Raw genomic sequence first — 17,049 nt, 5'->3', positions numbered from 1 at the left:
TGCCGGACCGCCGATGAGGATTATCTGCAAGAGCTCACACCGATGCGCCGGACCTACACCGCAAATGCAATATCGGCCCGGCGGCGAACTTCTAATCTTCCTCGGCTATTTCGAGTGCGACCTCTGCGACATCGGGCCTGAACCATAATTGGCATGACAGTCGCGAATGATCCGTACGGTGAGCTGAGGTTTCAAGGAGTTCCCTCTCGTCACTGCTCATGGGATCGAACAGGTGGGCGAACGCGGGATCGATATGGACATGGCAAGTGGCGCAAGCGCAGTTCCCTCCGCAAATTGCGGGGAGATCATCCAGCCCGCCGCCACGAATCATTTCCATAAGCGATCCATCGGTTTCGGTGTTGATACGAAGGGTCTCCCCATTTCGTCTTGTGATGATGAGTTGTGGCATGATCTTCCCGATATGTGATTGGCTGGCGCAAATAGCCGGCGATTTGCGCAGTGAACAATCCAGTTCTACTTGTAATTAGTTGTTCAGTCAATTAGTGGCATTTCCTTGCCAGACTCCGGCTCTCGACCTGCCTTTAATATCGGTACGAGGGAGCAGATTGCAGGTCCATGGCGGTGGGATAGCGGCTCTCGTTCGAATGTGACATCGCGCTTCGCCGGCGGCCTTTCAGGGGATTGAGGAGATAGAGATGGCCCTAATGGATTTTGCCGGTAGGGTGGCAATTGTGACCGGTTCCGGACGAGGCCTGGGACGGTCCCACGCCCTCATGTTGGCTGAGCGGGGCGCCCGTGTCGTGGTCAACGACCTGGCGCCCGAAGAAGGCGCCGAAAGCGCGGCTGCCGAGGTTGTCGGATATATTCGGGATCGGGGCGGGATCGCGATTGCCGACCACCATAGCGTCATCGAAAATGCCGAGGCGCTGGTGGCAACGGCGATCGATAGCTTTGGACAGCTCGACATAATCATCAACAATGCCGGCGTTGTGAGCAGCGTGAACTTTGCGGAAGCGGATCGGACGGATTGGAACAGGGTTTTTGACGTGCACTTTGGCGGCACCGTCTCCGTCTGCCGGGCGGCATGGCCGTATCTTGCAAGATCTGGCGCCGGTCGAATCATCAACACCTCGTCCAGCGGCATGCTCGGCAACGAAGGTTTCAGTGCCTATGGCTCCGCCAAGGCTGCCATATTCGGGTTGACCCGCTGTCTCGCGATGGAAGGCGAAAGGGTGGGGATCACCGCCAATGCGATTTTGCCCAGCGCATGGACGCGGATGGCCGATATCGTCAAGGATCCCGTCATTCTCGCGGCGGTGCAGACATATTTTCAGCCGGAACATGTCTCTGCGCTCGTGGCGTGGCTGGCGCATCAGAACACCCTTGTGACCAATGAAGCGTTTCAGGTCAGTGGCGGACGGGCCGCCCGTCTGACGATGGCGGTGCACCCGACGGTGAAGGTCGAAGAAAGCACGCCTGAAGCCTGGGCGGGGCAATCGCAAGCCCTGTTCGCCGGGGCGGACGTTCGCCCGGTCACGTCCACGGCGGAACTCTTCATGCGTGAGCTTGTCGCCGCTGATCCGGATATCGCTTCAAAGATCGCTGAGTATGGCAGCGGTGGGCTGGAATTGAACGACTTGGGTCGCCAAACTCTGGATAGCCACGGAGTTGATCCGAGCGGCCGCCACGGGTGAGCGGCCCTTTATCCACTATCCGGGATGGGGCGGCAGCGATGACGCGCACTGTAGGAGGGAAGGCTCGATGACGGGAAGGGTTTCCGGAAAAATAGCGCTCGTCACTGGTGGCGCATCTGGCATTGGCGAGGCTACCGTCCGGCGATTTGCGGCGGAGGGCGCTCATGTGATCATAGTAGACCGGAATGATGAGCGCGGACAGGCGGTTGCGCGCGAGATTGGTTCCGCAGCGCGCTTCCTTTGCGTGGACGTCACCGATCCTGCGGGTTGGTTGAACCTCGACGCCAATATCAGAGGCATTTACGGACGTCTCGACATTCTGGTGAACTCCGCAGGGGTCGTGAAACTGGCTTCCATCGAAGACAGTTCCCTGGAAGATCTGAAATTCGCGCAATCCGTGAATTCCAACGCTGTGTTCATGGCATGCCAATTTGCCGTCAGGATCATGAAGGAGACGAGTAAAGCCGCCGCTATCGTCAATATCCTTTCGGACTCGGCGGTTCGTCCCAACCATCACGCCGCCGCCTATGGCATATCCAAGGGGTCCGCGCTCAACATCACGCGTGTGGTGGCCTTGCATTGCGCGGAGAAACGCTATCCTATTCGCTGCAATTCGATACTGCCCGGATTGATCGATACGCCGATGTCACGCCAGGCGTTTGCGCAGGTTCCCGATCCGGAAGCGGTTCTTCGGGAATTGCTGGATCGCCGTTTCCCGATGCGGCGCGCAGGAACAGCCGAAGAGGTGGCGTCGGCGGCGCTCTTCCTGGCTTCGGACGAAGCGAGTTACATTACCGGGGCGAGTCTGCCGGTGGACGGAGGCAGTACTGCGGCGTGAGAAGGGCGGGGCCATTCGGTTCGCGCTTGATTCGACGGGAAATCGCCACTTCACGCCGTGCCGAACATGCAGTTGCCATGACGCTTCCGGTGGTTTGGGAGAAGACCAAATTCCTGGAATGAAGGCGAAAACGGCTCAGAAGACGAGAGATATCCAAGCTTTCCGGGATGAGCTGGCCTATTGCGAACCCAGGCCTTGCGTGCTAGTTAGTTGAGTAAATAATATCAGTGACCGAATCGAGGACAGGTAATGCAGATAGGTATGCTCTTGATTTTCCAAAATTATGGAAAACAGCTATCGGACGCGGAGGCATGGCGTCGTGATTTGGCGCTTGCCGATCTTGCTGAACCCCTTGGTTATGAGATTCTGAGTTGCGTTGAACATCACTTTTTCGACTATTCCACGTCGAGTTCCAACATCCAGCTCCTGACTTATTGGGCTGCTCGAACGAAGCAGATCAAGCTGCTTACAGGCGTTGTCATCCTGCCGTGGAATGATCCCAGGCGCGTTATCGAGCAGATGTCGGTTCTGGATCATCTGAGTGGTGGGCGTGCCTTGTTCGGAATTGGCCGGGGACTTGCCCGTCGCGAATATGATGTCTTCGGTATCGACATGGGTGAATCGAGGGAGCGGTTCGATGAGTCGGCTCGGGTCATCCTGGACGCTCTCGACTCAGGATATATGGAAGCGGACGGCAACTTCTATAAGATCCCCCGTACCGAAGTTCGCCCCCAGCCGCGGGCGGGCTTCCGGGATCGGCTATCGGCCGTGGCGATGTCGTCCGATTCCATTCCGTCCTGTGCGGAGTTGGGTGCGCAGATGGTCTGCTTCTCGCAAAAGCCGTGGGCTGAAATGGTGCCGCATTTCGATACCTACAGGACGCTTTACCAAGAGCATCACGGGCAACCGGCTCCTCGCCCGATGATCGCCGACTTCATGCTCTGCGGCGAAAGTGCGGATGAAGCCGAGGATTTGGCTCGTACCCACATGGCAAATACATATCACTCCGTCATGGAGCATTATGAGATAATGGGCAGCCACTTCAAGACGATGAAGGGCTATGGCGCTTATGCGGAAGCCGCCGAAGAGGCTGCAGAGCAACTCAAGTCCGTGGCGCTGGAGGAGACGGCGCGCGCCTTTGCGGATATCAACACCTTCGGGACGCCGCAGCAGGTGCTCGAGCGCTTGGAAGCGCGCCGGGCGTTGATCGGGGATTATGATTATTTGATCCAGCCGAGTTTCGGTGGACTCTCGCGGGCTAATGCCGAGCGAAGCGTACGGCTGTTCGCTGACAAGGTCATGCCTGAACTCCGTTCGTGGAGAAAGGCGTCCTGAGCGACGCGCTGCTTGACGCCGAGCTTGCCTCGCATTCCGGCGAGGCGGGCCTTGGGGCGGTAAAGAATATGGTTGGTTGAACAGGTAAGTTTGCGACGCGTGTTCGGCCCGATCCATGGACGGGCTTGGGATATGCGCATCGAATTATTGCAGGAGATGATGTTATGGCAGATCTGAATGCCTACCCGGATGCACTGAAGCCATATTGGGGCGAGTTGATGGATATCGACGCTCATGAGCAACTGCCGGCCCAACTATGGGAGCAGGAAATGGGCCCGGCAATGAAGGACCTGGCAAATTACTGGCTTGGCATGGAGGATGACGGGCGCGATCGTCATCATCCGAACGTCCCAGGATATGTCAAGGACGAGGTTCCGATCAGCCCCGAAACGATCTGGAAACTCAAAGGGCCGCCGGCTCCTGCTGCTGCTGATATCTCACGACGGCCCGAAGTGATGGACCTTATGGGCATCAAGCGGCAATTATTGTTTCCGACGATGGGGATTCAGTGCGCGGCGATGGTCTATCTTCCGCCTGAGCACCGCTTCGGCAAGAAGATCCGGAACAGCTATGAGGAACGCCGCGCCTATGGCCGTGAACTGCTCAAGGCTTATAATGACTGGGGAATTCGTGTCGCGAAGTTCAGCGACCGTGTTCGGCCCGTGCTTCCGGTCTACAGCGATTCCATCGAAGGCATGATGGCTGAAGCGCGCCGGCTGATCGATAACGGCATCCGTGCGATCTGGTTGTTGAGCGGCGAAATGCCGGGTGGAAAATCGCCTGCCCATCCCGACCTCGACCCATTCTGGTCGCTGATGGAAGACAATAATGTCGCGGTCTGCCTGCATGTCTCGTCTCGTGGGCGCGTATTTGTCGAAGACTGGGCCGATGCTCCGGCATTCAAGGGCTTCACCTTCCTTGGCGAGTTCGACGTCGATCCGTGGTCCACGGCGCATTTCCACACCTTGTCCGAAAATTTCCTGCTGACGATGGTTCTGGGCGGCGTCTTCGAGCGCCATCCGATGTTGCGTTTCGGATGCATCGAACTGGGCGCCGGCTGGATCGGACCGCTCTGCGAGCGGCTCGACATGTGGTACGGACTGGATATTGCGCGCGTGAATAAGAATGGCGCCGGATTGCCGCATCCGCCGTCCTTCTATGTGAAGCGGAATGTCCGCGTGACCGGGTTCGATTTCGAGCCGTTCGGGCGCTACCTCAAAAATTACGACCTTGAAGATGTGCTGTGTTTCGCATCGGATTATCCGCATGTCGAAGGTGGCGAAAAGCCTCTGGTAAAAATGTACGAGGAGATCGCTCCCCTCGGGGAACGGGTCGTCAAGAAGTTCTTCGTCGACAATGGAAAGTGGCTGCTTCCCGACTGATCGCCGCCGGGCGATCAGTTGCAGCCTTGCTAAATTAAGTTTTCTCTGCTCGCCACGAGCATCGATTTGAATTTATATCGGAGTTTATATGGAAGCGGTGCAACAAAAGGATCTTGGGACGCTGACTTCGCCCGAAGCCAGGGCTTGCCCGCTTCCTTTTTTCAAGAAACTACTTGCGGAGCAGCCCGTCTATTACGATGCAGTGGCCGGCGGTTACGTCGTCACGCGCTATGCGGATTGCGCATATGTTTATGATAATTGGGAGATTTTCAGCAATCAGGCCGATGTGTTGACGGGCCGTGCAAAATCCCCGGTCGCCGAAGAGGCGCGCTGTCGCTTTGCCCAGCGCGGCTTTCCCGAGGTTCACACCGTCGCGACGTCCGATCCGCCGGTACACAGCCGGTATCGTGGGCTTGTCGATAAGGTTTTCTCGCCAAGCTATGTCAAGGAGATCGAGCCGGAAATTCGCGCGATCGCCAATGGATTGATCGATAATTTCATCGCCAGGGGACAGGCGGATTTCTTCCAGGAATTTGCCGTCCTGTTCCCGATGTATGTGATCTGCGATCAGTTGGGCGTACCGCGGGAGGACTGGCGGCGCATCAAGCGGTGGTCTGACGTCATGGTCGAGCGCATCGATCCGGTTATCGAACCGGAGAGAGAATTGCAGCTTGTCGACGAGATCATCGAAATGCAGAACTATTGCTTTGGTTTCCTGCAGAAATATCGTGCCGAACCCCAGAACAACCTGCTTACGAAATACGCCACGATCGAGGTCGACGGAGCCCCCCTTCGGGATGAGGAAGCCGTGTCTCTTGCTTATCTGACGATGGTGGGCGGCAATGAAACCTCGACCAATGCGATATTGTCGGCCGTCAATATCCTGCTGACCCACGACGGGATGATGGAGCATCTGCGGAACAATCCGGATGCCGTGACCGCATTTGTCGAAGAGACCATGCGCTCGCATTCGCCGGTGCCGCTGATGTACCGTCGGACCACGCGTGATACGGTGATGGGTGACGTGGAGATTCCGAAGGGCAGCCTGGTTATGATCTCCAACATCGCGGCCAATCACGATCCACTCAGATGGCAGGAACCCGAGGAATTCGAGATGGGCCGCAAGGGCGGCCGCAATCACCTGACGTTCGGACGCGGCCTTCATTTCTGTCCGGGCGCGTTGCTGGCGAAAGCCGAGATGCGGATCGCCCTTGAGCAGATCATCGAGCGGTTGCCGAGCATGCGGCTGTCACCGCACCACCCTGCTCCCAAGTACATGTCCCATGCTTTCGTGCACGGTCTTGATTCCATGCAGGTGGTTTTCGATCCGGCTTAACGGCAGAGGCCTTGTACCTCGATAATGCGGGAGGGGAGATGAGACGGTCGGCGCAGCGCTTACGGCGGTTAAGTCCCTTGAATATCCCCTCCATTTGCCGAACTGGGTTGGATGAAGCGAACAGGGGTGAGTTCGTGCAGCGGTGGCCCCACTCGATGCTCTGGCGGGGACCGCCGGGATCGCCATGATGGCGATCGGAGGAGCAAGCGTTGCCCTTGCCGGGGCTTTGATCGTCGGGCTGGCCGTGGGTGCGGAGGTGGATCTGATTTCCTTCTTTTCCGGGCGACATTTCGACCAGGCGAGCTATGGCCAGGCATATGGTATGATCCATGCCGCGTTCTTTGTCGGCGGAGCGATTGAACCAAAAGGATAAGTTCATGGAGAGACCGGCATATATTCGTCAGCCTGCTATCGACGGCGAGCTGCTGATCGGAACCTGGGTGAGTTTGCCGGCGCCGGCGATCGTGGAGCTTGTGGGTGATGCCGGATACGACTTCATCACGATAGAGGGCGAGCATGCCGCCTTCGGACGAAGCCAGATCGAGGACTTGGTTCGAGCAGCGGATGCGGCGGGGATTCCCGCGATCGTAAGAGTGCCGATGGAAGGAAACTGGATCAGCACCGCCCTGGATGCCGGCGCGGGCGGAATCATGATTCCCCATGTGGAGAATGCCGACCAGGCCCGCGCGATCGTGCAGGCTGCCCGTTTCCCGCCGATCGGTGATCGCGGCGTCGGCGCGGGGCGCGCAAGCCGCTATGGCATGAATATCGGCCCCTATCTCCAGGGAGCCAATGACGGCATCCTCGTGGTGCTGATGATCGAGTCCGTGGAAGGCGTGCGGAACGCGGAAGAGATCGCGTCGGTGCCGGGGGTCGATGTTCTCTTCATCGGAACCGGCGATCTGGGCCTGTCCATCGCGCATAGCGCAGATGCCGATTTCGACGTGGACGGGGCCATCGGACGCGTGGTCGATGCCTGCCAGGGGGTCGGCCGCACGGTGGGCATGATGGCCACCGATCTGGCGATCTTCGCCAAATGGAAGGCGCGCGGCATGAGCTTCATGATGGTGGGGCTCGACGTCATGATCCTTGGCGCGGCCCTGCGCGAACTGGAACGGGATGCGCGGGCGATCATCTGACCGCGCCGGGTGAAATCGGCAAAGACAAATCATATTAGAGAGGTCAATTGTGATGACAAAGGTCAGGCGTATCGTAACCGCGCACAACGAAAATGGCCGTGCCATCGTCGCGAGCGATGATGAGCTGACCTTCGTTCAAATGCCCGGCATGGCGGGTTGGGGCTGGCTTGATGTCTGGGCGGCGGACAATCCGCATTTTCCGGATGATGGCGCGCGTAAGCCGGTTTCATGGATGTTCCCGCCTCTCGGCGCTATGCGTTTTGGTCATGCGACCATTGCGCCAAAGACCGAATCGGGATTCGAACGGGCTTCCGCGGAGTCTGCGGCGGAGGATATGCAAGGCTCCATGTCCGATCGGGGCTTCCATCGGTCTGCGACCATCGATGTCATCAGCATCGTGAAGGGGAGTTGCATCTGCGAGCTTGATGACGGGGTCAAGGTTCAGCTCAATGAAGGGGACACGCTCATCCAGAATGGAACGATCCACGCCTGGAGCAACCCCTTCGATACCGAATGCCAAATGTCGTCGGTCATGATCGGCGCCCGCAACGATCTTGTCGAAGATCACTGAGCTTCGATAGGCGTCTCTGGGCTAGAGCGGCTTTCGATCTGATTGAATCGGATCGGATTCTGCTCTAGCCGCCCGGAGCCCCGCTAGGTTCCTTCCGTCATGCCTTGTTTGCAGGAGCGCTCATGGAAAGGCTCGTCGAAAAGGTCGCGCTTGTTACTGGCGGCGCTTCGGGAATGGGGGCAGCCATCGCCAAAAGATTCGCGCTGGAAGGCGCACGCGTTCTTGTCGCGGACCTGGATGAGCGGCGCGGCGCGGCGGTGGCCGCCGATATCGGTTCCGCGGCTCGCTTCGTCCCTTTGGATGTTTCCGATCCTGATGGTTGGGCGAATGTTGATAAGGACATCAGGGAAGCCGAAGGGCGGCTTGATATTCTGGTGAATTCGGCGGGCGCCATAAGAATGGGCACGATCGAAGACAATAGTATAGAGGATTTCGAATATCTTCAGTCGGTAAATGCGGGGTCTGTCTTTCTGGCATGCAAATTCGCCGTGGCAATCATGAAGGAGACGAGCAAATCGGCCGCCATCGTGAATATCCTGTCGGCTTCCTCCGTCCGACCCAATCCTCAGACGGCCGCATATAGCGCCTCCAAGGGGGCTGGGCTCAACATCACGCGAGTGGTGGCCCTGCATTGTGCGGAGAAGCGCTACCCCATTCGCTGCAATTCGGTATTGCCTGGATTGATTGATACGCCGATGGTGCGCGCTGCGCTCGGGCAACGGCAAAGGCTGGAAGAGGCGATCGACACCTTGCTGGACCACCGCTTTCCGATGCGGCGCATGGGCACAGTCGATGAAATCGCTGCCGCCGCCTTGTTTCTGGCTTCCGATGAAGCGAGCTACATCACCGGGGCGAATTTACCTGTCGATGGAGGCAGCACGGCTGCGTAGCAGGGGGTGATCAAAGGTGGCGCTGCCACCTCACCTCAGCCGCCGGCTCCCGGTGCATTGAGCCCGCAAGAAGAGGTTCGTTGATGAGAACATGGTTCATTACCGGCATAAGCCGGGGGTTTGGCCGCTTAATGGCCGAAAAGCTGCTTTCCACAGGCAATCTCGTCGCCGCTACAGTCCGCAACCTTCATGCAGTCGATGACCTGAAGGCGCAGTTCAGTGATCGCCTTTGGCTCGCTCCGCTCGACTTGACGGACGGAAGCGCGATCAGAACGACGGTAAACGCCGCGTGGCAGGATTTGGGCCGCATCGATGTGGTCGTCAGCAATGCGGCCTATGGGCTGTTTGGTGCCGCCGAAGAGGTGACTGACGCTCAAATTCATCACCAGATTGATACCAATCTCCTCGGATCGATTCAGCTTGTGCGCGCCGCCCTCCCGCATATGCGCGCTCAGGGCGGCGGTCGCATCCTCCAGATATCCAGTCTCGGCGGGCAGGTGGCGATCGCCGGGGGATCGCTTTATCACGCAACCAAATGGGGGATCGAAGGCTTTATGGAGGCCGTCGCGCAGGAGGTGGCGGTGTTCGGGATCGGCTGCACGATCGTCGAACCAGGTAGCGCGCGCACGAGTTTCCGCGGTCAGGGCGCGATCAGCGGACCCCGCATCCAGGCCTATGACGCCTCGCCTTCCCGCAAGGTCAATCGCCTCATCGAGGACGGGTCGGTCCTTTCGCCGGGCGACCCGGCCAAAATGGTCGACGCCATGATCGACAGCGTGGAGCAGAATCCGGCGCCCCTGCGCCTTGCCTTGGGAAGCGACACTTATTCGCACATGGCCCAGATGCTCGCTACCCGCCTTGGCCAGCTTGAAGCGCAACGTGAACTGGCATGTTCGACTGACTGGAACGACAAGGCCATCCAACTCCGTTAATTTCGTGAGCATCAGCACGATCAGTCGAGGCTGAGTGGGGCGGATTACCCAAACCGAGAAGGGCAACCATCAACTTCTCGCTTGACTTACTTAATTGATCGACTAACATATTTATAACCTGCTTGACCGCTCACTGTCAGCGGACAGGAATATCGGTTGCTGACTGGAAGGGATGAAGGCGTTCGATGCTCTAGCAGCCATTCGATCGACATCATGCAAGCTCTGCTTGAGCTATGCGCGCATGATAGCTTCCGTGGCCAGGCGAATGAAGCATTCAAGGATAGCGAGAATAAAACGACCTTCGGAGATGATTATGAAAGAATATGTGTACGTCGTCCACACAAGACCCCTGCCGGGACGAGAGGATGATTTCAATAAATGGTATTCCGATCAGCATCTCGCAGATGTCGTTGCCCTTCCGGGCTTCGTGGCGGCGCAGCGTTTTCGCATAGCCGATCCCGCCGATCCGAAATCCCCGGAAAGAATCTATCTGTCTACTTATACGATGCGCACTGACGACCCGCAGGCCGCGCTGGAGCATATGCATCAATTGGTGGCTTCAGGCGAAATGTACGTCACCGATGCCGTAGAAGTGACCGATGCTGTGGCTAACCTTTATGAAGTTATCACTCCAGTCGTGACCGGAAACTGAATTCCGCGATCATGAGCAGGAGAGCGTGCAGGCGAAGGATTGACGGCGCCTGCATCCAAACTGTCTATCGACATAACAGTATTAAAGGATAAGGGGAGGAATTAATGACTAGATTTTCGTGGGGTGGGTCTATTCTTGTCTTGGCCATGGTGTTGGGCGATAGTCCCGCATTTGCGCAAGATGCGACCGGCAATTCCCCTCAGGCGAACGAAGGGCGGGCGCTGGAAGAAATCGTCGTGACGGCTCGCCGCAAGGAAGAATCGTCGCTCAAGGTGCCGGTCGCCGTCACCGCCATCGGACCCGCGACGATTGAGCGCACGAACGCGTCCGACCTCACGCGCATCGCGCAGATCTCGCCGCAGATCCAGGTCGTGAACAGCTCGACCGCGGTCGCTTCCTTCGTTTCGATCCGTGGCATTGGAGCAGCCTCCAATGACCAGTTCATTGAGCAGAGCGTGCTGATGGACATTGACGGAATGCAATTGGGCCGCGGCCGCGTGACCGGATTGGCCATGTTCGATCTTCAGCAGGTCGAAGTCATGAAGGGGCCGCAATCGCTCTTTTTTGGCAAGAACAGCCCGCAAGGCGTCATTTCCATCAAATCGCGCGGTCCCGGTGAAGAATTCAACGGCTATATTCGCGCAGGATATGAGTTCAACGCGCGGGAACGCTATGTCGAAGGCGCCTTGGGCGGCCCATTGTCCGACACGTTCGGCCTTCGTCTGGCGGTTCGGGCCGACAGAACGGACGGCTGGCTGAAAAACGTGGCTCCGGAAGGACCGCTCGTCAATCCGCTCGACCGTTTCTTTCCGGACGTTCCGGGCCGTTACATGAATAGGCGCCCTGGCAGCCGGAACGTGGCCGCGCGTCTGACGGCGACATGGACTCCGTCATCCGCCTTCAACACGACCCTCAAGGTGCTAGTCGCGGATAGCCATAATGATGGCGATGCGGGCTCGCGCGAGCTTTTTTGCGCTCCGGGCGTGACGCGCATCACCGATTATGGCGTTGTCGATCCGACCAGCGATTGCAAACTGGACGGCCGCGTTTCTGTGGGGGGGCTAAATCGCGATATCGCCCTGGAGATGACCGACGGCAAGCACAGGAGAGCCTTCGGTGCGGGCACGAATACGCTGGCCACGCTTATCAGCAATTATTCCTTCGGCAATGTGACGCTGACTTCGACGACGGGCTATTATCATTACAAGTACCGGGGCATCGATAACGCCAATCTCACTTCCGTGCCGGTCGTAAGCGGGCGAAACAATGCCAGCAACACGAGCGTTACCCAGGAACTGCGCCTGAGCAGCGACTTCTCCAGCCCTTTGAACTTCGTTGTCGGCGCATTCTATGAATATGGGAAGCGTTCGCAGGACAGCATCGCCATTCTCCGTTCCGTCGGGCTTGATCCGGTCACGGGGCTTCATTATTCGCTCGCCAATCTATCCTTCGACCGAACCGACGCCTATTCCGGATTTGGGCTGCTCAAATGGGCCTTTGCAGAACAGTTGGAACTGTCGGCGGGCGCGCGCTATACCAAGGAGGTCAAGGATTCGGAGCGGAACGCACCCTATCTTCATGCCGCATTTGCCGGCCGCTTCGCGCCTTCTGGAACGGCGCTCAAGGGCAAGTACAAGGACGATGATCTTTCGCCTGAAGTGACGTTGAGCTGGAAACCCGAAGAACGGCAGCTAATCTATGCCAGCTACAAGCATGGCTATCACTCCGGCGGTTTTGCCGCTCCGACCACATTGTCCGTGCTCAACAACATGGGGCCGATCGGATCGGCAGGCACGCTGCAATACGGACCGGAAAAAACCAAGGGTGGCGAGATCGGCTATAAGGGTTCGCTGATCGATCGATCGCTGAGGATCGAACTGGCTGCCTTCCGCTACAATGTCACGGGTCTGCAGATCACGTCCTTCGACCCGCGCGATTTTGCATATTCCATTAACAATGCCGGCAAAGCGCGTACGCAGGGGTTTGAAGCGTCGGCAGAGTGGCGCGCCACTCAGGAACTGACTTTGCGCGGGGCATTTGGCTATATCGATGCAAAATATATCACTTACGCCAATGCTCCCTGCACGCGCGCTCAGAGCGCCGTCACGCCAGTGGGATGCGTTCAGGATTTGAGTGGTCGCCAATTGCCGAGAGCGCCGAAGGTTTCGGCTACCGGCGGAGCCGACTATGATCTGGCGTTGTCGGATGGTTTGATGCTCGGTTTCAATGCCGACTTCAAATATACGAGCTCGTCGATTCAGCAGGAAACGCTGGATCCCAACGCGCGGCAAAAGGCCTACTGGTTGTTCAACGCGGGCGTTCGCCTGTACCAGGACCAAAGTGGCTGGTCGCTCTCGCTGCAAGGCCGCAACCTGACCAACAGGCACGTGTCAAGCTATTCGCTGGATAAGTCCGCCGGCGGTATCGGTGAATATCAGGCCATTCCGCTTCGGACACGCGAAGTCCGTATCGAGGCCGGGTATAAGTTCTGATGACGTCCCGGTCCCATAGCGGGACCGGGCATTTATATCTCCTGACGATTTCCGCTGCGACGATCCAGGCGATCGAACGGGCGGCGGAAATCGCCAGGCAGGCGCGATACTGAACCCTTGTAGCATGGTACCAGCGCGGTTATTTTCTTGGATATGATTGGAAGGGATGCTTACAGTGCAGTCAGCGAAAACGAGCCGGGCAATTGTCCAAACGGGTCCGCGGGCGATCGAGATGCGCGAATATCCGTTGCCCCAGATCGGTGATGACGACGCGCTGCTGAAGTTGGAAGGTTGCGGAATCTGCGGGAGCGACTGGTCGCAATATGTCGGTGAATCGGAGGGATATATTCGCTATCCCGTTGTCCCCGGTCATGAACCCGTGGGGATCATCGCGGAAATCGGAAGCAAAGCGTCGAAGCGGTGGGGTGTCAAGGAAGGCGACCGGGTCGTCGTCGATCCGGCGGTTCCCTGCGGATATTGCAGAAATTGCCTTCATGGCGATTATAATGTGTGCGACGGTCGCGATCACATCCCATATCTGGGGCATGTACCGGTCGGGGTCGCGAACACCGAGCTGTGGGGGGGCTATGCGGACTATATGTATCTCGACCCTCATAGCCTCGTTCACAAGATAAGCTCTTCGATACCGGCCGAACTCGCGTCCCTGTACAATCCTTTGGGTTCGGGAATTTCCTGGGCTGTTCAACGCCCCGGCACATCGATGGGCGACACGATCGTCATTCTCGGTTGCGGCCAAAGGGGATTATGCTCCGTCATCGCGGCAAAAACTGTCGGCGTTTCGTGCATTATCATCACCGGGCTGAAGCGGGACGCCGCCAAGCTCGCGCTCGCCAAGGAATTTGGCGCGGATCATATCATCATCGCTGATGAAACCGATCCGGTCGAGGAGGTCCGCAAGATTCTCCCCAAAGGAGCGGACGTCGTTCTGGACACGACCCCGAATTTTTCGAAGTCGATCAATCATGCAGTGGCGATGGTCGCTCCCAACGGAACCATCGGCTTGGCGGGCACGCACGGATCGGATCTGGTCTCGGGCCTCAAATCCGATCTCATCGTTCGGAACAATCTGAAGATCATCGGCATGGCGGCCGTGCCATTCCGGACCACCGAAATCGCTGTACAACTGATCGAATCCCGTCGGTTTCCGCTGGAGAAGATGCACACGCACACCATCCCGCTGGAACGCACCGAATATGCGCTCCAATTGCTGGCAGGCAAGATTCCCGGAGAAACGGCCATTCACATAATGATCGAGCCCTGAGCCGGCGATATTTTAGGTTTCGTGGACAAAGGGCCAGAGCCTTGGCGGGCGTCAGGACGAAGCCGAGCGGGCGGTCCGGGTGGCCTGACCGGCATCAACTATATTCAGAAGATCGGGGACGCAGCGGCTGCATCCGCCCATGCGCTCTATGCACTCGTCAAACGCGCCGCAAAGCTCCACATTGGGGGGCATGAAAGTCTCGACCTTCGCCAGCGCCGAACCCGAAATCCTGAACCGTCGCCTCCCCGATCCGGTGCGGGCCGTCATATTCGACATGGACGGCACGCTGCTCGATACCGAAGCGGAGCATCGCCGCACCATGGCCGAGGCCGCCGCCGCCCTGGGCTGGCCCTTTTCGGAGGAGTTGCAGCTCGCCATGGTCGGCATTCACCGGGACGCGAACCGGGTGATGCTGGCGGAGCGTTTCGGCGCGGCCTTTCCGATGGAGCAATTCTATGCCGACAGCGATCTGCTGTTCGAGGCGGCGCTGGAAGCGGCCATTCCGATGCGGCCCGGCGTCGAAGCGCTGCTGGCGCGGCTCGCTTCTGCGGGCATCCCCATGGCGGTGGCGACCTCGACTGAGGCGTCCTATGCCTGTCGGCGGCTCGAAAAGGCGGGATTGTCGGATTATTTCGATGTGGTCGTGACCCGCGATGATGTCGAGCGTCCCAAGCCGCATCCCGAACCCTATCTGCTCGCGGCAAAGCGCTTGGGCGTCGCCGTGACCGAAGCGGTCGCGGTGGAGGACAGCTATGCCGGCGTCCGTTCCGCCGCAGGAGCGGGCATGGCGACGGTGATGGTGCCCGACCTGCTGCCGCCGACCGAGGCGGAACGGGCATTGGTCGCGGCGGTGCTGCCCAGCCTGCATGACTTTGCCGCCCTGATCCTGCCCTGATCCGGGCCGTTCGTCCCGCCGCATCCGCCCTTCGTCGCAAAGCCTGTTGCGTCTGCCCTGCTCTTGGAATTGGGGAGCCGATGTGGGACAGCGGGATCTGGATCGCTGACAGGAAGATACCGGGACGTTATGCCGCTGCCGAGCCGATTGAGGATCTTGCCTTGGGCTTGCGGCGTGGCAAGCATCGCCTTGCCGGGCGCATCGGCGCTGGCCGCCGATCCCGCTCCGTTCGAGCTTGGCGGGCCGGGGCTGCGCATCACGGTCACGCGGGACAGGGACGTGCTGCCGATCGCGCAGGTGCCCAGCCTGGCCGAAGGCGACAAGCTGTCGATCAAGGCCGACTTGCCGGAGGATCAGGGCGCGCGCTTCCTGCTGCTGTCGACGTTCCTGCGCGGCGCGACCAATCCGCCGCCCAAGGACTGGATCAGGGCCGCCGAAACCTGGAAGAAGAAAGACAAGGACAACAGCCTGACGCTGACCGTGCCCAAGGGCGCGCGGCAGATGACGCTGTTCATGGTGCCTGACACGGGCGGGGCGGAAGGCGCGATCGTCGACGCCGTACGCGGCAAGCCGGGCGAGTTCATTCGGGCGACGCAGGAATTGAACCAGGCCTCGCTCGACCGCTCGCGGCTGGACGCCTTCATGACGGCGATCCGGGCGCAGGAAAACAGCCATCCCGAATATCTGCGCTCGGTCGCCCCGGCCTTGGCGCGCAGCCTGTCGATGAAGCTCAATGACGAATGCCTGTCCAAGGTGGTCGAGCTTCAGGCGAGCTGTCTGCTCGAAAACCGCGAGCATCTGGTGCTGGCGGACGTCCACAGCAGCTCGATCGCGGAGACGCTGACCGGCACGCCGACCGACCTGGCGCTGCAACTCAGTTCCACCCGGGAGGCGGGCTATGGCTTCTACAGCCCCTATATCGGCGTGGTGCGCGACGTGGCGAAGATATTCGGCGCGTTCAGCAATCCGGAATTCGACTATCTGCCGACGCTCAGCATCCGGCGTGACGCAAGCGCCTCCCTGCTGCTCAACAAGGCGCCCTCCTTCCAGAAGCCCAAATCAGTGCTGGTCGTCGGCATGCCCGCGATCGAGGCGGACAGCCCGCCGCGCCTGCGCAGCGCCGCCAATGGCCCGATCTGCGCGGCGCGGCCGGGCGTGGTGTTGCCGGTCGAGGGCGCGCCGCTTATCTATTCGACCGCCTATGCACGCAATATGACGGTGAAGCTGACGGCGGCAAGCGGCGAGACGATCGACTTGCCCGTCGAGGCGCGGGCGGATCGCGGCGGCTATGTCGTCAGGAGCAATGACCCGCTACCCGCCGCCTTCCAGGGCACGGTGAAGGGGCATCTCTCCGGCTATTGGGGCTTCGAGCGGTTCGATGGGCCCGATTTCGCGCTGCAATTGCCCGGCGATGCGTCTTGGAAAGTCGCTGGTGAAGCGCCGACGCTGGTCGTCGGGCGCGACAATGCGCTGACCCTGACCGGGGAAGCACCCGCCTGCGTCGAAGGCGTGATGCTGCGACAGGGCGACGGGGCGCCGCAATCTTTGCCGTGGAAAGTGCAGGGCACCGACGCGCTGACGCTCTCCCTGCCGCTGGCCGATAGCAAGCCCGGCGACATCAGGGTCGAGGTCAAATATCAGGGTAGGGCG

Annotated in this window: 16 protein-coding genes (1 of these 16 cut by a window edge); 15 read left to right on the top strand and 1 reads right to left on the bottom strand. The window is 59.2% G+C overall.

Annotated elements, in window-relative coordinates; genetic code table 11:
• Positions 1 to 91: 91 nt before the first annotated feature.
• Complete coding sequence (locus VVT58_RS17735) at positions 92 to 409, bottom strand: 2Fe-2S iron-sulfur cluster-binding protein (protein ID WP_327752239.1); 318 nt, start codon at positions 407 to 409, stop codon at positions 92 to 94.
• 247 nt (positions 410 to 656) lie between these two features.
• On the opposite strand from VVT58_RS17735, the gene VVT58_RS17730 reads away from it, so the two are divergent.
• From VVT58_RS17730 to VVT58_RS17660, 15 genes are all read left to right on the top strand, one after another.
• Positions 657 to 1,655, top strand: coding sequence for an SDR family NAD(P)-dependent oxidoreductase (locus VVT58_RS17730; RefSeq protein WP_327752238.1), 999 nt, complete (start codon positions 657 to 659; stop codon positions 1,653 to 1,655).
• Positions 1,656 to 1,722: 67 nt separating this feature from the next.
• On the top strand, positions 1,723 to 2,493 hold the full coding sequence (locus VVT58_RS17725) for an SDR family oxidoreductase (RefSeq protein ID WP_327752237.1): 771 nt from the start codon (positions 1,723 to 1,725) through the stop codon (positions 2,491 to 2,493).
• A gap of 249 nt (positions 2,494 to 2,742) precedes the next feature.
• Positions 2,743 to 3,828, top strand: a complete 1,086-nt coding sequence (locus VVT58_RS17720; protein ID WP_327752236.1) for an LLM class flavin-dependent oxidoreductase — start codon at positions 2,743 to 2,745, stop codon at positions 3,826 to 3,828.
• Between the two features lie 125 nt (positions 3,829 to 3,953).
• Positions 3,954 to 5,210: an amidohydrolase family protein gene (locus VVT58_RS17715; protein WP_327752235.1), complete on the top strand. Its 1,257-nt coding sequence runs from the start codon at positions 3,954 to 3,956 to the stop codon at positions 5,208 to 5,210.
• Positions 5,211 to 5,298: 88 nt separating this feature from the next.
• Entirely contained in the window at positions 5,299 to 6,546 is a 1,248-nt protein-coding gene (locus VVT58_RS17710) for a cytochrome P450 (protein WP_327752234.1), read from the top strand.
• A 184-nt stretch (positions 6,547 to 6,730) separates the two neighbouring features.
• A complete protein-coding gene (locus VVT58_RS17705) occupies positions 6,731 to 6,919 on the top strand; it encodes a hypothetical protein (protein ID WP_327752233.1) in 189 nt (62 codons plus the stop codon).
• A 4-nt stretch (positions 6,920 to 6,923) separates the two neighbouring features.
• A complete protein-coding gene (locus VVT58_RS17700; protein ID WP_327752232.1) occupies positions 6,924 to 7,685 on the top strand; it encodes an aldolase/citrate lyase family protein in 762 nt (253 codons plus the stop codon).
• A 52-nt stretch (positions 7,686 to 7,737) separates the two neighbouring features.
• A complete protein-coding gene (locus VVT58_RS17695; RefSeq protein WP_327752231.1) occupies positions 7,738 to 8,256 on the top strand; it encodes a hypothetical protein in 519 nt (172 codons plus the stop codon).
• 122 nt (positions 8,257 to 8,378) lie between these two features.
• Positions 8,379 to 9,146, top strand: a complete 768-nt coding sequence (locus tag VVT58_RS17690; RefSeq protein ID WP_327752230.1) for an SDR family oxidoreductase — start codon at positions 8,379 to 8,381, stop codon at positions 9,144 to 9,146.
• Between the two features lie 80 nt (positions 9,147 to 9,226).
• On the top strand, positions 9,227 to 10,078 hold the full coding sequence (locus tag VVT58_RS17685) for an SDR family oxidoreductase (RefSeq protein ID WP_352000128.1): 852 nt from the start codon (positions 9,227 to 9,229) through the stop codon (positions 10,076 to 10,078).
• 313 nt (positions 10,079 to 10,391) lie between these two features.
• Complete coding sequence (locus VVT58_RS17680; RefSeq protein ID WP_327752226.1) at positions 10,392 to 10,730, top strand: hypothetical protein; 339 nt, start codon at positions 10,392 to 10,394, stop codon at positions 10,728 to 10,730.
• A gap of 104 nt (positions 10,731 to 10,834) precedes the next feature.
• Entirely contained in the window at positions 10,835 to 13,222 is a 2,388-nt protein-coding gene (locus VVT58_RS17675) for a TonB-dependent receptor domain-containing protein (protein ID WP_327752224.1), read from the top strand.
• 232 nt (positions 13,223 to 13,454) lie between these two features.
• Positions 13,455 to 14,504 (top strand): zinc-binding dehydrogenase, encoded by a 1,050-nt coding sequence (locus tag VVT58_RS17670; protein ID WP_327752223.1) that lies wholly within the window; start codon positions 13,455 to 13,457, stop codon positions 14,502 to 14,504.
• 190 nt (positions 14,505 to 14,694) lie between these two features.
• Positions 14,695 to 15,399 (top strand): HAD family phosphatase, encoded by a 705-nt coding sequence (locus tag VVT58_RS17665; RefSeq protein ID WP_327752222.1) that lies wholly within the window; start codon positions 14,695 to 14,697, stop codon positions 15,397 to 15,399.
• Positions 15,400 to 15,528: 129 nt separating this feature from the next.
• Positions 15,529 to 17,049, top strand: partial view of a hypothetical protein gene (locus tag VVT58_RS17660; RefSeq protein WP_405053753.1) — the 5' portion only. Its footprint extends 882 nt past the window's final position; only the first 1,521 of its 2,403 coding nucleotides appear in the window; its start codon is at positions 15,529 to 15,531; its stop codon lies beyond the right edge, outside the window.

Origin of the sequence: Sphingobium sp. SJ10-10, from assembly GCF_036038995.2 — a bacterium.
Lineage (GTDB): Bacteria > Pseudomonadota > Alphaproteobacteria > Sphingomonadales > Sphingomonadaceae > Sphingobium.
This window is presented reverse-complemented; position numbering and strand designations above follow the sequence as displayed.

What these genes read in the sequence shown, in the direction of transcription:
- VVT58_RS17735 (WP_327752239.1), bottom strand. Translation starts at nt 409, where the DNA reads ATGCCACAACTCATCATCACAAGACGAAATGGGGAGACCCTTCGTATC.
- VVT58_RS17730 (WP_327752238.1), top strand. Translation starts at nt 657, where the DNA reads ATGGCCCTAATGGATTTTGCCGGTAGGGTGGCAATTGTGACCGGTTCC.
- VVT58_RS17725 (WP_327752237.1), top strand. Translation starts at nt 1,723, where the DNA reads ATGACGGGAAGGGTTTCCGGAAAAATAGCGCTCGTCACTGGTGGCGCA.
- VVT58_RS17720 (WP_327752236.1), top strand. Translation starts at nt 2,743, where the DNA reads ATGCAGATAGGTATGCTCTTGATTTTCCAAAATTATGGAAAACAGCTA.
- VVT58_RS17710 (WP_327752234.1), top strand. Translation starts at nt 5,299, where the DNA reads ATGGAAGCGGTGCAACAAAAGGATCTTGGGACGCTGACTTCGCCCGAA.
- VVT58_RS17705 (WP_327752233.1), top strand. Translation starts at nt 6,731, where the DNA reads ATGATGGCGATCGGAGGAGCAAGCGTTGCCCTTGCCGGGGCTTTGATC.
- VVT58_RS17700 (WP_327752232.1), top strand. Translation starts at nt 6,924, where the DNA reads ATGGAGAGACCGGCATATATTCGTCAGCCTGCTATCGACGGCGAGCTG.
- VVT58_RS17695 (WP_327752231.1), top strand. Translation starts at nt 7,738, where the DNA reads ATGACAAAGGTCAGGCGTATCGTAACCGCGCACAACGAAAATGGCCGT.
- VVT58_RS17690 (WP_327752230.1), top strand. Translation starts at nt 8,379, where the DNA reads ATGGAAAGGCTCGTCGAAAAGGTCGCGCTTGTTACTGGCGGCGCTTCG.
- VVT58_RS17680 (WP_327752226.1), top strand. Translation starts at nt 10,392, where the DNA reads ATGAAAGAATATGTGTACGTCGTCCACACAAGACCCCTGCCGGGACGA.
- VVT58_RS17675 (WP_327752224.1), top strand. Translation starts at nt 10,835, where the DNA reads ATGACTAGATTTTCGTGGGGTGGGTCTATTCTTGTCTTGGCCATGGTG.
- VVT58_RS17670 (WP_327752223.1), top strand. Translation starts at nt 13,455, where the DNA reads ATGCGCGAATATCCGTTGCCCCAGATCGGTGATGACGACGCGCTGCTG.
- VVT58_RS17665 (WP_327752222.1), top strand. Translation starts at nt 14,695, where the DNA reads ATGAAAGTCTCGACCTTCGCCAGCGCCGAACCCGAAATCCTGAACCGT.